This is a genomic window from Klebsiella michiganensis (assembly GCA_000963575.1).
GTDB classification, from domain to species: Bacteria; Pseudomonadota; Gammaproteobacteria; order Enterobacterales; family Enterobacteriaceae; genus Cedecea; species Cedecea michiganensis_A.
Genome location: CP011077.1, coordinates 1,000,671 through 1,015,730 on the forward strand (window position 1 = coordinate 1,000,671; position 15,060 = coordinate 1,015,730).

Consider the following 15,060-nt stretch of genomic DNA (forward strand, 5'->3'; position numbering starts at 1 on the left):
TTCTGGTTTTACCCTCACCCTAACCCTCTCCCTGGAAGGGAGAGGGGATAAATAGCGTTCTCCGCTGCTTCTTTTTCCTTTTGCCGGAAAGGGAGAGGGGATAAATAGCGTTCTCCGCTGCTTCTTCTTCCTTTTTCCTGGAAGGGAGAGGGGATAAATAGCGTTCTCCGCTGCCTCTTTTCCCTTTTTCCCAGCAGGGAGATGAGATAAATAGCGCTATCCTCCCTCATTTTTCCCCCTCGCCCCTCTGGGGAGAGGGCCGGGGTGAGGGGAATAATTTCTCCCGTCTCCACCCCTGCTGTCCTCCCCCAAATTAACCCGGAATGATGAGTGATAAAGCCTTATGCTGTGGCAAGGTGGCGTCATTTTTAAGCGATGGGAAAGTTACTATGTTGAATGCCTGGCACCTGCCGGTGACACCGTTTATCCAGAAACGGGAACAAAGCCTTGTCATCACCCTATGGCTGGCGGGGGACGACCTGCCGGAAAAAGTGATTCTGCGCGGCGAAAAAGATAACGAAGAGATTTCCCTGGCCATGACGCGCCAGAAACACGCTCCCCTGGAGGGCGTGGTTGCCTGGAAAGTCACCCTCGATACCGGCGAAGGGCAACCGCGCCGTCGCTATAGCTTTAAGCTGCTCTGGCAGGACAGGCAGCGCTGGTACACGCCCCAGGGCTTTCAGAAAACACCGCCGGCTCGCCTGGAACAGTTCGCTTTCGATACGCCGGATGATGGCCCGGACTGGGTGCAGGATCAGGTGTTTTATCAGATCTTCCCGGATCGTTTTGCGCGAGGATCGAATCGCCAGCCGGGGCAGGATAACGTTTATTTTCATCATGCGGCCGGGCGGGAGATCGTCCGCCGGGAATGGGATGAGCCTTTAACCGGAGAGGCAGGAGGTTCTACCTTTTACGGGGGCGATCTCGACGGCATCAGCGAAAAACTGCCGTACCTGAAAAAGCTCGGCGTGACGGCGCTTTATCTGAACCCGGTTTTCACCGCGCCCAGCGTGCATAAGTACGACACTCAGGATTACCGACAGGTGGACGAGCAGTTTGGCGGTAACGCCGCTTTCCTGCGGCTGAGGGAAAATACCCGCAGGCAGGGCATGAAGCTTATGCTGGACGGCGTCTTTAACCACAGCGGCGATACGCATGCCTGGTTTGACAGGCATCAGCAGAGCGACAGCGGCGCCTGCCATAACCCACAGTCACCGTGGCGCGACTGGTACAGCTTCTCCGATGAGGGGCTGGCGCTCGACTGGCTGGGCTATTCCAGCCTGCCTAAGCTGGATTATCGCTCCGCCACGCTGGTGGATGAAATTTACCGGGGCGAGCAAAGCATTGTGCGGCACTGGCTGCGTGAGCCCTGGGGTATCGACGGCTGGCGGCTGGACGTGGTGCATATGCTGGGCGAAGCGGGCGGGGCGAAAAATAACCTGCTGCACGTCAGCGGCATTACCCGGGCGGCAAAAGAAACCAAACGGGATGCTTACGTCCTGGGCGAGCACTTTGGCGATGCCCGGCAGTGGCTGCAGGCCGATGCCGAAGACGCCGCCATGAACTATCGCGGTTTTACTTTCCCGCTGTGGGGATTTTTGGCAAACACCGATATCTCTTACGAGCCGCAGGATATTGACGCCCAAACCTGTATGGCGTGGATGGAAGAGTATCGTTCGGCGCTTTCCCATCAGCAGCAGCTGCGCATGTTTAACCAGCTCGATAGCCACGATACCGCCCGCTTTAAGTCGATTCTTGGCAAAGATGTTGCCCGCCTGCCGCTGGCCGTCATCTGGCTGTACGCCTGGCCCGGCGTGCCTTGTATTTATTACGGCGATGAAGTGGGGCTGGATGGCAACAACGATCCTTTCTGCCGCAAGACTTTCCCGTGGAAGCCGCAGGATCAGGACTCAGACCTGCTGGCGCTCTATCAGCGTTTAGGCAAACTGCGGAAGCAAAGCCGGGCGCTCCGCCAGGGCGGCTGCCGGGTTATTTATGCGGCAGGAGATGTTGCGGTATTTGTTCGGGCTTATCAAAACGAGCGCGTGCTGGTGGCTATAAACCGCGGCAGCGAGGTTCAGGTCACGCTCCCGTGGGATGCCCTGCTGAGCGGCAGGGCCTGGACGCAGCTCGAAGGCAAAGCCGGGCTCGATAACCGCGAATTGACGCTGCCTGCCGTCAGCGCTGCGGTCTGGCGTAGCCTGTAGCCTGGAAGCTCCGGCGGGTGGCGGTTTAGCTATCCGTCGGGAGCTGATAAAGCGAATTCACTAAATCCCCTTCGATGATCTTCTCTCGCCACCAGCGAGCGGCCAGGCCTTCGCCCCGGTTGTGCCAGCCGATGTAGGTCACGTCCGTCTGGCGGAACGATACAACCGGTTTTTCAATCAGTTTGCCGCTGTTCAGGAGCGGCTGAGCGATGTGGCGCGGCAAAAATCCACAGGCCAGCCCGGCGGCCAGAATCGCGACCTTACTCGGGAAGTCGTACACCACCACGCGTTCTTGCTCTTCAATGTAGTTGGTATTAATGGGATGACAGTAACGCGCCGTATCGCCGATGATGGCGGCGCGATGGCGGCAAACTTCGTCGCTGGTAAGCACATGTTCCGATTTTGCCAGCGCGTGGTCGGGAGAGACGACAAACACGTTGTCGAGCGTGCCCAGCATCTTGTAGGAATACTCAGAGGAGGTCGGCGGCTCGTTAATGGCGCCGAGAATGATATGGGCTCCGTTGTGGGTCAGCTCTTCCCATGCGCCAGCCAGCGTATGGTGGGTAAAATTAAGCGTGGTTTGCTGGTCGAGGGCGTAGAATTCGTCCATTAGTGGCAGTAGCAAATGAAACGGAAACGATCCGTCCAGGGCAATGGTGAGCGTTTTTTCCCAGCCGGAGGTTGAGCGCAATGCCTGGCTTTCCAGATCCTTCGCGGCGCTGAGCACCATGCGCCCTTTTTCCAGCACAATCCTGCCGGTATCGGTGAATTTAGCCCGATGGCCTGAGCGATCCAGCAGTTTAATATTCAGATCGTTTTCCAGCTTCTGCACCATATAACTTAATGCGGCCGGGGTTTTAAACAGCGACTCGGCGGCCGCGGCAAAACTGCCGTGCTTGTCTAAGGCATCAAGAATAAGCAGAACATCTAAATTCACGCGCATAGTCATAGTCCGTTCGGGGCCTGGTCCTTACAAAAGTCTATCACCAAAAAATTAAATAAGACGTTAGAAAATTCCGGCTATCAACCCCGAGCCTGTATGCAGAGAATAAGGGCGTCATCCAGAGATGGATACCTTAATAACTCATTGATAGCTGAGGGAATAAAATGTCTATTCGTGAATTGATTGATCCAGAAAACTCCGCCCTTATTTTTATCGATCACCAGCCGCAAATGGCTTTCGGCGTGGCGAATATCGATCGCCAGACCCTGAAAAATAACACCGTGGCGCTGGCGAAGGCGGGCAAAATATTTAAGGTGCCGACGATTTATACCTCCGTCGAAACCAAAAGCTTCAGCGGCTATATCTGGCCTGAATTATTAGCCGTTCATCCGGAAATTAAGCCGATTGAGCGCACTTCCATGAACTCCTGGGAAGATAAAGCGTTTGTTGAGGCGGTGAAGGCGACGGGCCGTAAAAAACTGATTATTTCCGCCCTGTGGACCGAAGTGTGTCTAACCTTCCCGGCACTGATGGCGCTGGCAGAAGGCTTCGAAGTGTATGTGGTGACCGACACTTCTGGCGGGACTTCTGTGGATGCCCACGAGCGCGCTATTGACCGGATGGTGCATGCCGGTGCTGTGCCGGTGACCTGGCAGCAGGTTCTGCTGGAGTACCAGCGTGACTGGTCACGCAAAGAAACTTACGACGCGGTGATGAACCTGGTTCGTGAGCACAGCGGGGCTTACGGCATGGGCGTTGACTACGCTTATACGATGGTTCACGGTGCGCCGGAACGTAAAGCCTGATGAATCACACTCGGGGCGGGTTCACCGCTCCGTTTCCCTCCCCATTCTGACTCAGGAATTGCGGCATGGCCGACAATAATACCGTTACGCTGGTGATCACCCACGCAATCCGGCCAGGCGAGGCCGCTCGCTACGAGCAATGGCTGGAAAAAATTATGCCGACCGCCGCCCGTTTCCCCGGCCACCTTGGGGTACATGTGATTCGCCCTACGACCGGGAACGACACCTATAACGTGGTGATTCGCTTCGACACGCTCGAGCATCTCAACGCCTGGACTGACTCCCCTGAACGCCATCGCCTTGTGGAAGAGATTAAATCCTCTCTTGCCGATGACGACAAAGTGCAGGTTCACACCGAAACCGCCTTCTGGTTTACCCCGGAAAGCGCGACGGTAAAACGCCCGCCGCAGTGGAAGCAGTTCCTGATAACTCTGCTGGTTATCTTCCCCAGCACCAACCTGGTGCCGTGGGTGACGGGCATGCTGTTCCCTGGCTTACGCGGCACGCTTCCCGGGCACCTGCTGAACGATGCCTGCGTGGTGGCGCTGGTGGTCTGGCTCTGGATGCCGACGGTGACGAAGCTGTTTGCCGGTTGGCTAAAAAAAGCATGATTTCTCAGGAGTACCTGATTATGTCTCAACATGCCTCACTAATTTTGACTAACGGCCAAGTCCACACGCTGGATAAAGAGAATCCTCTGGCCGAAGCGGTAGCGATTAAAGACGGTAAAATTCTGGCGGCGGGCAGCACTGCTTATGTGATGAGCTTTGCCGGAGAAGGTAGCCAGGTCGTCGATTTGAAAGGCCACACGGTGATCCCCGGCCTGAACGATTCTCACCTGCACCTGATTCGCGGCGGGCTGAACTACAACCTTGAGCTGCGTTGGGAAGGTGTGCCTTCGCTTGCTGATGCCCTACGGATGTTAAAAGAACAGGCGCTGCGCACGCCATCCCCCCAATGGGTTCGCGTGGTGGGAGGCTGGACGGAGTTCCAGTTTGCCGAACGCCGCATGCCAACCGTTGAAGAGCTTAACGAGGCCGCGCCGGATACCCCGGTGTTCGTGCTGCACCTTTATGACAGGGCTTTACTCAACCGTGCCGCGTTGAAAGCGGTGGGCTACACCAAAGAGACGCCGAACCCGCCGGGCGGTGAGATTGTTCGTGACGGCAACGGCAATCCGACCGGAATGCTGGTGGCAAAGCCTAACGCAATGATCCTTTATTCCACCCTGGCTAAAGGGCCGAAACTGCCGCTGGAGATGCAGGTGAACTCTACGCGGCAGTTTATGCGCGAGCTGAACCGCCTGGGCGTGACCAGCGCGATCGACGCGGGCGGTGGTTTCCAGAACTACCCAGAGGATTACCAGGTCATCGATGAGCTGCACGGCAAAAAGCAGATGACGGTGCGCATTGCCTACAACCTGTTTACCCAGCGGCCTCAGCATGAGCTGGAAGATTTTGAAAAATGGACCGATATGCTGACGCCGGGGCAGGGGACTGATTTTTACCGCGCCAACGGGGCCGGTGAAATGCTGGTGTTCTCGGCGGCGGACTTCGAGGACTTCCTGCAGCCACGCCCGGATTTGCCGGACGGTATGGAGCAGGAGCTGGAGCGGGTGGTGCGCCATCTGGTTGAACACCGCTGGCCGTTCCGCCTGCATGCGACCTACAACGAGTCCATCAGCCGCATGCTGGACGTGTTCGAAAAGGTGAACCGTGATATTCCGTTCAGCGGCCTGCACTGGCTGTTTGACCACGCGGAGACGATTACCGAACGTAATATAGACCGCGTTAAGGCGCTGGGCGGTGGGATTGCGGTTCAGCACCGCATGGCTTTCCAGGGGGAATATTATGCGGAACGCTACGGGATTGAGGCGGTGAAACAAACCCCGCCGGTGGCGAAAATGCTTGCCGCTGGCGTGCCCGTAGGCCTGGGCACCGACGCCACGCGCGTGGCCAGCTACAACCCGTGGACGGCGCTTTACTGGCTGGTGTCCGGGCGCACGGTTGGTGGGATGCAAATGTACGACGAGAATAACCGCATGTCTCGCGACGTCGCGCTTGAGCTATGGACCGCAGGCAGCGCCTGGTTCTCTAACGAGCAGGGCAAGAAAGGGCGGATTCAGGCGGGACAACTGGCCGACCTGGTCGTGCTGTCTCAGGACTACTTCAGCGTGCCGGAAGAGGCTATCAAGGGCATTGAATCGGTAATGACCGTAGTGGATGGAAAAGTGGTTTACGCGACCGGTGCCTTTACGCCTCTGGCTCCGCCTGCCATTCCTGTTCTGCCTGACTGGTCGCCTGTGGTGAGCGTGCCGGGGCATTACCGTTCTGCCCCGCCTGCGGCGGCAAAAGTAGGGATGATGGCAACGGTTCATCAGTGCTGCGGCAGCTGTAACGTCCACGGGCATCAGCATGATGTGGCGCGTAACTCCTCGATTCCCGTCGGCGATGAGACCGCATTCTGGGGCGTGATGGGCTGCTCCTGCTTCGCCTTCTGACAAAAACAAAAAAGGGCCAAAAGGCCCTTTCAGACTGCTGACAAACCTCTGGCAAGAGAAGAAATACCCGACGGCTCGTTAAAAAAGCAGGAAAATCAATTCATTGATTTTCGGCTCATAACGACAAAGAGGGAAAAACCACGCTTTTTCCCTCTTTGTCAGCAAACTTAAAAGGCCGCAATTGCGGCCTTTTCTTCGAGTTTGCTTAGCGATTACAGCTTAGCAACGTTCTCGCTCAGGTACTTAGCAACGCCGTCCGGAGACGCGTTCATGCCTTCTTTCCCTTTTTCCCACTGAGCCGGGCACACTTCACCGTGCTCTTCGTGGAACTGCAGCGCGTCAACCATACGCAGCATTTCGTCGATGTTACGACCCAGCGGCAGATCGTTCACAACCTGGTGGCGAACGATACCGGCTTTGTCGATCAGGAAGGAGCCGCGCAGCGCAACGCCCGCTTCCGGGTGTTCGATACCGTAGGCTTGCTGGATTTCACGTTTGATGTCAGCAACCATCGCGTATTTCACTTCGCCGATGCCGCCTTTATCAACCGGGGTTTTACGCCATGCGTTGTGCACGAACTCGGAGTCAAAAGATACACCAACGACTTCTACGCCACGTTTCTGGAATTCTTCGTAACGCTTGTCGAACGCGATCAGTTCAGACGGGCAAACGAAGGTGAAGTCCATCGGCCAGAAGAACACAACGGTGGCTTTACCGTTGGTGTGTTTTTTGAAGTTGAAGTTTTCAACGATTTCGCCATTGCCCAGGACGGCAGCAGCGGTAAAGTCAGGGGCTGGACGAGTAACCAGGACCATATGTACTCCTGTTAATTTTGTTAAAGTGAATGTTAACGCAACGGGGGGAGTATAGGGGCTCCATTCCATGTAGCTCAATGGCATCTTGCCAATCAATCAGATAGGTTTTGGCTATCAAAAAGACGCATAACTTGATGCCGGTAACCAAGATAGCCCTTTTTTCGAAAAGGGCAAGTTGTTCTAACGTGAACCGGGAACGATCACAAACTTTTTTGCTCCGCCATCGCCATCATGCGCGGGTAGAACTGCCAGAACAATTCCTCCAGTTGGTCATAATGGGCGTCGAGGTCTTGCCAGGAATCTCGCAAGGCATCAAGTTTTGGTCTACGGCTCGCCATCCCGTTGAGAACGTTAGCAATAAAGTCCATATCCTGATAACGCTCCAGCCAGCGTTCGCGCCATAAATAGTTATTAAGATTAATGAAACGCGGCGGTGTGTCATCGAGCCTGGGCACAATCTGCCCGCGAGCATAGGCGACAAAATCCTCAAGCCCGATATCAGGGCAGACTTTATGCCAGTGGCGCGACAGGAAGTGGTCCCACATCACATCCAGCGAAATCGGCGACACCCGTCGCGTCTTTGGGCTGAACCAGCCGCGGGCGAGGGCTACTTCCGGCAGTCCGTCCGTCAGGGCATCGACTCTGCGGTGCATATAAATGCCTGCAACCACCTCGGGCGAAAAGCTGTCGTCCGGGCTGCCGCGCACGAAATCCGCCAGCAAATTTCCCAGCAGTGAACTTTGGGCCAGATGCGCCAGATGCAGATGGGCGAGAAAATTCATCGAATAGTTATTCCATTTATGGCTTTAAAACGGCCCCGGCGGGGTAAACGTGTTGCAGGGAAAGCCCCCTGCCACTAGACTAAGCCGCCTGTTTTTAAGTCTGAGTGCTATACCATGCGCGTTGCTGATTTTTCCTTTGAACTGCCTGAATCCCTGATTGCTCATTATCCGCAAGCCGAGCGCAGCAGCTGCCGCTTGCTGTCGCTGGACGGGCCGACGGGCGCATTGGCGCATGGCACTTTCACCGATTTGCTCGACAAGCTCAACCCCGGCGATCTGCTGGTGTTCAATAACACCCGCGTTATTCCGGCTCGTCTGTTTGGCCGTAAAGCCAGCGGCGGGAAAATTGAAGTGCTGGTCGAGCGCATGCTGGATGATAAACGCATTCTGGCACATATTCGCGCCTCTAAAGCGCCAAAACCCGGCGCCGAGCTGCTGCTGGGCGATGATGAAAGCGTACACGCCACCATGGTTGCGCGCCACGATGCGCTGTTTGAAGTCGAGTTCAACGACGAACGCGCGGTGCTGGATATCTTAAATAACATCGGCCATATGCCGCTGCCGCCGTACATCGACCGCCCGGATGAAGAAGCCGACCGCGAGCTTTATCAAACGGTTTATAGCCAGAAGCCGGGTGCCGTTGCTGCGCCGACCGCTGGCCTGCACTTTGACGAGCCGCTGCTGGAAAAACTGCGTAATAAAGGTGTTGATATGGCGTTCGTCACGCTGCACGTTGGGGCGGGGACGTTCCAGCCGGTGCGCGTGGACAGCATCGAAGACCACATCATGCACTCTGAGTATGCCGAAGTGCCTCAGGACGTTGTGGACGCAGTGCTGGCCTGTAAAGCGCGCGGCAACCGCGTTATTGCGGTAGGGACAACGTCGGTTCGCTCCCTGGAAAGCGCCGCTCAGGCCGCGCAAAACGATCTGATCGAGCCGTTCTTCGGCGATACCCAAATCTTTATCTACCCGGGCTATCAGTACAAAGTGATCGACGCGCTGGTGACGAACTTCCACTTGCCAGAGTCTACGCTGATTATGCTGGTCTCCGCGTTCGCCGGTTATAAAAACACGATGCACGCTTACCACGAAGCGGTGAAGGCGGAATATCGCTTCTTTAGCTACGGCGATGCGATGTTCATTACCTGTAATCCGCAGGCGATCAACGAACGCCCGGGGGCGTGATTGCCCCTTACCTAACTCTCTCCCCCGCGGGGAGAGAGGATAATGAAGGGCGACCTCCCCTCTGTGGGATAGAATAAACTGGAACTCATTATTCTCCCTCTCCCTTTTAGGGAGAGGGTCGGGGGGAGGGTAACCTCCCCCAGCTTATTCCGCCGTGAGCCCCGCCCACGGCGTTAATTGACTCACCAGACTGTTTCTCTGGTGCTGGAGGAAATGTGAAATTTGAATTAGATACCACCGACGGCCGCGCACGACGCGGTCGCCTGGTCTTTGAACGCGGCACCGTCGAAACCCCGGCCTTCATGCCGGTGGGCACTTACGGCACTGTAAAAGGGATGACGCCGGAAGAAGTTGAAGCCACGGGCGCGCAGATTATCCTGGGCAATACCTTCCATTTATGGCTGCGTCCTGGTCAGGAAATCATGAAACTGCACGGCGACCTGCATGATTTTATGCAGTGGAAAGGCCCAATTTTAACGGACTCCGGCGGTTTCCAGGTGTTCAGCCTGGGTGACATCCGCAAGATCACCGAAGCGGGCGTGCATTTCCGCAACCCGATCAACGGCGATCCGATTTTCCTCGATCCTGAAAAATCCATGGAAATTCAGTACGATCTGGGTTCCGATATCGTGATGATCTTCGACGAATGTACGCCGTACCCGGCGGACTGGGATTACGCGAAGCGCTCCATGGAAATGTCCCTGCGCTGGGCGCAGCGTAGCCGCGATCGTTTTGATTCTCTTCAGAATAAAAACGCGCTGTTCGGCATTATTCAGGGCAGCGTTTACGAAGATTTACGAGATATCTCGGTAAAAGGTCTGGTAGAGATTGGCTTTGATGGCTACGCTGTCGGCGGCCTGGCGGTAGGCGAGCCGAAGGAAGACATGCACCGTATTCTGGAGCATGTCTGCCCGCAAATCCCTGCCGACAAACCACGATACCTGATGGGCGTAGGTAAACCGGAAGACCTGGTGGAAGGGGTGCGTCGCGGTATCGATATGTTCGACTGCGTCATGCCAACTCGTAATGCGCGTAACGGTCACCTGTTTGTGACGGACGGCGTAGTGAAAATCCGCAATGCTAAGCATAAAGATGACACCGCCCCGCTCGATGCCGAGTGTGATTGCTATACGTGTCGCAATTATTCACGCGCTTACTTGCATCATCTTGACCGTTGCAACGAAATACTGGGCGCGCGTCTCAATACCATTCACAACCTGCGCTATTACCAGCGTTTAATGGCTGGTTTACGCCAGGCCATTGAAGAGGGTAAATTAGAGCACTTCGTGACGGATTTTTACGAGCGGACAGGTAAGCCGGTTCCACCTTTGAACGTTGATTAATTTAATAATGAGGGAATTTTAATGAGCTTTTTCATTTCTGATGCGGTAGCTGCAACAGGTGCTCCATCGCAGGGTAGCCCGTACTCTTTGATTCTTATGCTGGTGGTGTTCGGTCTGATTTTCTACTTTATGATCCTGCGTCCGCAGCAAAAGCGTACCAAAGAGCATAAAAAACTGATGGACTCCATCTCCAAAGGTGATGAAGTGCTGACCAACGGTGGTCTGGTTGGCCGCGTGACTAAAGTAGCTGAAACTGGCTACATTGCTATCGCGCTGAACGATACCACCGAAGTGGTTATCAAACGTGATTTCGTAGCTGCCGTTCTGCCGAAAGGCACCATGAAGGCGCTGTAATTTTCGTTTTCCCTAAGGGAACTACACGTGTTAAACCGTTATCCTTTGTGGAAGTACATCATGCTGATCGCCGTGCTGGCGATTGGCCTGCTGTATGCGCTTCCCAACCTGTATGGTGAGGATCCGGCAGTTCAGTTAACTGGCGTGCGCGGTGCCGCCGCCAGTGAACAAACGCTGATCCAGGTCGAAAACACCTTAAAACAAGAAAATATCACCGCTAAGTCCGTGGCGCTGGAAGAGGGCGCCATTCTCGCTCGCTTCGACTCTACGGATACCCAGCTGCGTGCGCGTGAAGCGCTGATGAGCGTGCTGGGCGACAACTATGTCGTGGCGCTTAACCTTGCTCCTGCCACCCCTCGCTGGATGTCGACTATCGGTGCGAACCCGATGAAGCTCGGCCTTGACCTGCGCGGCGGCGTCCACTTCCTGATGGAAGTCGATATGGACACAGCGCTGGGCAAACTCCAGGAACAAAATATCGATGGCCTGCGCAGCGATCTGCGTGACAAGGGCATTGCTTACACCAACGTGCGTAAAGCGGACAATTACGGCGTAGACATCGTCTTCCGTGATTCAAGCGCCCGCGACGCTGCAAGAGATTACCTCTCCTCCCGCCATCGCGATCTGGTGTTCTCCAACCAGGGTAGCAATACGCTGCGTGCCGTGATGAGCGATGCTCGCCTGAGCGAAGCGCGTGAGTACGCGGTCCAGCAGAACATCAATATCCTGCGTAACCGTGTGAACCAGCTTGGCGTCGCCGAACCGCTGGTGCAGCGCCAGGGTGCTGACCGTATCGTGGTTGAACTGCCGGGTATTCAGGACACCGCTCGCGCGAAAGAAATTCTGGGTGCGACCGCGACGCTGGAATTCCGTCTGGTTAACACCAATGTGGATGCCTCTGCTGCAGCCTCTGGCCGCGTGCCGGGTGACTCTGAAGTGAAGCAGACTCGCGAAGGTCAGCCGGTTGTGCTGTACAAGCGCGTGATTCTGACTGGGGACCACATCACAGACTCCACGTCCAGCATGGATGAATACAACCAGCCACAGGTAAACATTTCCCTGGACAGCGCTGGCGGTAACATCATGTCTAACTTCACAAAGGACAACATCGGTAAGCCGATGGCGACCCTCTTTGTGGAGTACAAGGACAGCGGTAAGAAAGACGCGAATGGCCGTTCTGTTCTGATGAAAGAAGAAGAAGTTATCAACGTGGCGAACATTCAGTCTCGCCTGGGTAACAGCTTCCGCATCACCGGGATCAGCAACCCGAATGAAGCCCGTCAGCTGTCTCTGCTGCTGCGTGCCGGTGCGTTGATCGCGCCAATTCAGATTGTTGAAGAACGTACCATCGGTCCAACGCTGGGTCTGGAAAACATCAAGCAAGGCCTGGAAGCATGTCTGGCGGGTCTGGTGGTGTCCATCATCTTCATGCTGTTCTTCTATAAGAAGTTTGGCCTGATCGCGACCACGGCGCTGCTGGCTAACTTGGTGCTGATTGTGGGGATTATGTCTCTGTTGCCGGGCGCAACGCTGACCATGCCGGGTATCGCGGGGATCGTCTTAACCCTTGCGGTTGCGGTGGATGCCAACGTGCTGATCAACGAGCGTATCAAAGAAGAGATCAGCAACGGGCGTTCGGTCCAGCAGGCGATTGATGAAGGCTACAAAGGCGCGTTCAGCTCCATTTTTGATGCCAACATCACCACGCTTATCAAAGTTATTATCCTGTATGCCGTAGGCACCGGGGCAATCAAAGGCTTTGCTATCACCACCGGTATTGGTGTCGCAACCTCGATGTTTACCGCAATTGTCGGGACTCGTGCCATTGTGAACCTGTTGTACGGCGGCAAACGCATCAACAAGCTGTCTATCTGAGGAGTGCGTTGTGGCACAGGAATATACTGTTGAACAATTGAACCACGGCCGTAAAGTCCACGACTTTATGCGCTGGGATTACTGGGCCTTTAGTATCTCCGGTATCCTGCTGATCCTTTCCGTCGTGATTATCGGCGTGAAAGGCTTCAACTGGGGTCTGGATTTTACGGGCGGAACGGTAATCGAAATCGGGCTGGAAAAACCGGCCGATCTTGATGCGATGCGTGCTTCCCTGCAGAAAGCAGGCTTTGAAGAGCCGCTGGTGCAGAACTTCGGCAGCAGCCGCGACATCATGGTGCGCATGCCGCCTGCCAAAGGTGAAGCAGGTGGCCAGGTGCTGGGCAGCAAGGTTGTGAGCGTGATTAACGAAGCGACCAGCCAGAATGCCGCGGTGAAACGTATTGAGTTTGTTGGCCCGAGCGTCGGTGCGGACCTGGCTCAAAACGGTGCGATGGCGCTGCTGGTAGCGCTGATTTCCATTCTGGTTTACGTTGGGTTCCGCTTTGAGTGGCGCCTGGCAGCCGGTGTGGTTATCTCGCTGGCGCACGACGTGATTATCACGATGGGCGTGCTGTCGCTATTCCACATCGAAATTGACCTGACTATCGTCGCGTCGTTGATGTCGGTTATCGGCTACTCGCTGAACGACAGCATCGTGGTTTCGGACCGTATTCGTGAAAACTTCCGCAAAATTCGTCGCGGGACGCCTTACGAAATCTTTAACGTCTCCCTGACCCAGACGCTGCACCGTACCTTGATCACCTCAGGCACCACGTTAGTGGTTATCCTGATGCTGTATCTGTTTGGTGGGGCACTGCTGAAAGGCTTCTCCCTGACGATGCTTATCGGTGTCACCGTCGGTACGGCTTCTTCTATCTACGTCGCCTCTGCGCTGGCGTTGAAGCTGGGCATGAAGCGCGAGCACATGCTGCAGCAAAAGGTAGAGAAAGAAGGGGCGGATCAGCCGTCCATTCTGCCGTAATCGCGTTAAGCGTCTGATAAAACCGCAGCCTTAGAGCTGCGGTTTTTTTTCGCCCGGTGTTTTTCTCCTGACAGTATGGTGTCAGGAGGGGGGCAGTAGACTCGTGGTTACTGACAACACAGGAGAAAAACAATGAGCACACTCATCAACTGGTTTGAAATCCCCGTTACCGATATGGAGCGCGCGGTCGCTTTTTACCAACGTGTACTGAACGCTGAATTTCGTCGTGAGACGATAGCCGGCGTAGAGAATGCCGTATTTTCGTATGACCAACCTGCCACCGGAGGCTCTTTAGTTAAGGGAGAGCGGTTTGTTCCTTCTGATACAGGCGCGGTGATTTATCTTTATACGCCCGATCTCACTAAAGCGTTGCAGCAGGTAGAAGCGGCGGGTGGCCGTCTGGATTTTGGCCCGCAGGCGCTGCCCTATGATATCGGCACGATTGCGTTAATGATCGACAGCGAGGGCAATCGCGTTGGCTTGCATCAGCCGGTTTAAGCCTCAATACTGACACTAAAGCCTGCCGCTTGGGCAGGCTTATTTTCCCCGGTAACCCCATGAGTAGAAGAGCCGACCGATTATTTCAGATAGTGCAAATCCTGCGCGGAAGGCGCCTGACGACGGCTGCACAGCTTGCTGAACGACTGGAAGTCTCAGAGCGAACTATCTACCGCGATATTCAGGATCTTTCCCTATCCGGCGTGCCGATAGAAGGGGAAGCGGGCTGCGGCTATCGCCTGCTGGCCGGGTACGATCTTCCCCCACTCATGCTGACAACCGGGGAGGTGGAGGCGGTCATTGCGGCGTTAAGAATGGTACAAACCTGGAGCGGAGAAACGCTGGCGAAATCTGCTGAGTCCGTGCATGAAAAACTCCTCGCCGTGCTTACGCCGGAAAAACGCCGGGTCGCCGAACGCAGCCGCATTATCTCGCCAAATTTTAACAAGTTTCCGCAGGTGAAAGCCCGATTCGATCAGCTTCATTCCGCCATCGATAAATGCCGGGTTGTTCATTTGCTTTACGAAGATGAAAAAGGTGAATTGACGGAGCGAGATGTTCACCCGCTGGGGCTGTCATTTTGGGGAGAAGTCTGGCTGCTGGTGGCCTGGTGTGAAGCGAGGGATGATTACCGCAGTTTCAGGCTGGATCGCTGTCGGGATATTCTTGTCACCGGACGGGTGTATCAGGAACGTCACGATCGCTCTCTGCAGGCTTTTATTGCCCTTCAGAAGGCTAAAGGCTACCTGCCTGAGAAATAAAAAACCGGC

15 protein-coding genes are annotated in these 15,060 nt (G+C 55.4%); 11 read left to right on the top strand and 4 right to left on the bottom strand.

What is annotated here, in order from left to right; genetic code table 11:
• Positions 1-14: 14 nt before the first annotated feature.
• Positions 15-230 (bottom strand): hypothetical protein, encoded by a 216-nt coding sequence (locus VW41_04665; GenBank protein AJZ88383.1) that lies wholly within the window; start codon positions 228-230, stop codon positions 15-17.
• A 159-nt stretch (positions 231-389) separates the two neighbouring features.
• Between VW41_04665 and VW41_04670 the strand changes: the two genes are divergently transcribed.
• On the top strand, positions 390-2,207 hold the full coding sequence (locus VW41_04670) for a maltodextrin glucosidase (GenBank protein AJZ88384.1): 1,818 nt from the start codon (positions 390-392) through the stop codon (positions 2,205-2,207).
• Positions 2,208-2,232: 25 nt separating this feature from the next.
• Here VW41_04670 and VW41_04675 read toward each other — a convergent pair whose 3' ends face one another.
• Positions 2,233-3,150: a LysR family transcriptional regulator gene (locus VW41_04675; protein ID AJZ88385.1), complete on the bottom strand. Its 918-nt coding sequence runs from the start codon at positions 3,148-3,150 to the stop codon at positions 2,233-2,235.
• A 164-nt stretch (positions 3,151-3,314) separates the two neighbouring features.
• Here VW41_04675 and VW41_04680 point away from each other — a divergent pair, with 164 nt between their 5' ends.
• From VW41_04680 to VW41_04690, 3 genes are all read left to right on the top strand, one after another.
• The gene (locus VW41_04680; protein ID AJZ88386.1) at positions 3,315-3,956 is read left to right on the top strand and encodes a hydrolase; all 642 of its coding nucleotides are present in this window, start codon (positions 3,315-3,317) and stop codon (positions 3,954-3,956) included.
• 65 nt (positions 3,957-4,021) lie between these two features.
• The gene (locus VW41_04685; protein AJZ88387.1) at positions 4,022-4,567 is read left to right on the top strand and encodes an antibiotic biosynthesis monooxygenase; all 546 of its coding nucleotides are present in this window, start codon (positions 4,022-4,024) and stop codon (positions 4,565-4,567) included.
• Positions 4,568-4,587: 20 nt separating this feature from the next.
• On the top strand, positions 4,588-6,456 hold the full coding sequence (locus VW41_04690) for an amidohydrolase (GenBank protein ID AJZ91858.1): 1,869 nt from the start codon (positions 4,588-4,590) through the stop codon (positions 6,454-6,456).
• Positions 6,457-6,668: 212 nt separating this feature from the next.
• Here the strand turns inward: VW41_04690 and VW41_04695 are convergent, their stop codons facing one another.
• The gene (locus VW41_04695) at positions 6,669-7,271 is read right to left on the bottom strand and encodes a peroxiredoxin (protein ID AJZ88388.1); all 603 of its coding nucleotides are present in this window, start codon (positions 7,269-7,271) and stop codon (positions 6,669-6,671) included.
• Positions 7,272-7,471: 200 nt separating this feature from the next.
• Positions 7,472-8,053 carry an ACP phosphodiesterase gene (locus VW41_04700; protein ID AJZ88389.1) on the bottom strand — a complete coding sequence of 194 codons (582 nt, stop codon included), beginning with the start codon at positions 8,051-8,053 and terminating at the stop codon, positions 7,472-7,474.
• A gap of 114 nt (positions 8,054-8,167) precedes the next feature.
• On the opposite strand from VW41_04700, the gene queA reads away from it, so the two are divergent.
• The 7 genes from queA to VW41_04735 all read left to right on the top strand — a co-directional run bounded on the left by queA (position 8,168) and on the right by VW41_04735 (position 15,051).
• Complete coding sequence (queA, locus tag VW41_04705) at positions 8,168-9,238, top strand: S-adenosylmethionine:tRNA ribosyltransferase-isomerase (GenBank protein ID AJZ88390.1); 1,071 nt, start codon at positions 8,168-8,170, stop codon at positions 9,236-9,238.
• Between the two features lie 215 nt (positions 9,239-9,453).
• Complete coding sequence (gene tgt / locus VW41_04710) at positions 9,454-10,581, top strand: queuine tRNA-ribosyltransferase (GenBank protein ID AJZ88391.1); 1,128 nt, start codon at positions 9,454-9,456, stop codon at positions 10,579-10,581.
• A gap of 21 nt (positions 10,582-10,602) precedes the next feature.
• A complete protein-coding gene (gene yajC / locus VW41_04715) occupies positions 10,603-10,935 on the top strand; it encodes a preprotein translocase subunit YajC (protein AJZ88392.1) in 333 nt (110 codons plus the stop codon).
• Positions 10,936-10,995: 60 nt separating this feature from the next.
• The gene (gene secD, locus VW41_04720) at positions 10,996-12,810 is read left to right on the top strand and encodes a preprotein translocase subunit SecD (protein AJZ88393.1); all 1,815 of its coding nucleotides are present in this window, start codon (positions 10,996-10,998) and stop codon (positions 12,808-12,810) included.
• 10 nt (positions 12,811-12,820) lie between these two features.
• Entirely contained in the window at positions 12,821-13,792 is a 972-nt protein-coding gene (locus tag VW41_04725) for a preprotein translocase subunit SecF (GenBank protein ID AJZ88394.1), read from the top strand.
• A 132-nt stretch (positions 13,793-13,924) separates the two neighbouring features.
• On the top strand, positions 13,925-14,290 hold the full coding sequence (locus VW41_04730) for a glyoxalase (protein ID AJZ88395.1): 366 nt from the start codon (positions 13,925-13,927) through the stop codon (positions 14,288-14,290).
• A gap of 59 nt (positions 14,291-14,349) precedes the next feature.
• Positions 14,350-15,051, top strand: coding sequence for a DeoR faimly transcriptional regulator (locus VW41_04735; GenBank protein AJZ88396.1), 702 nt, complete (start codon positions 14,350-14,352; stop codon positions 15,049-15,051).
• Positions 15,052-15,060: the final 9 nt, after the last annotated feature.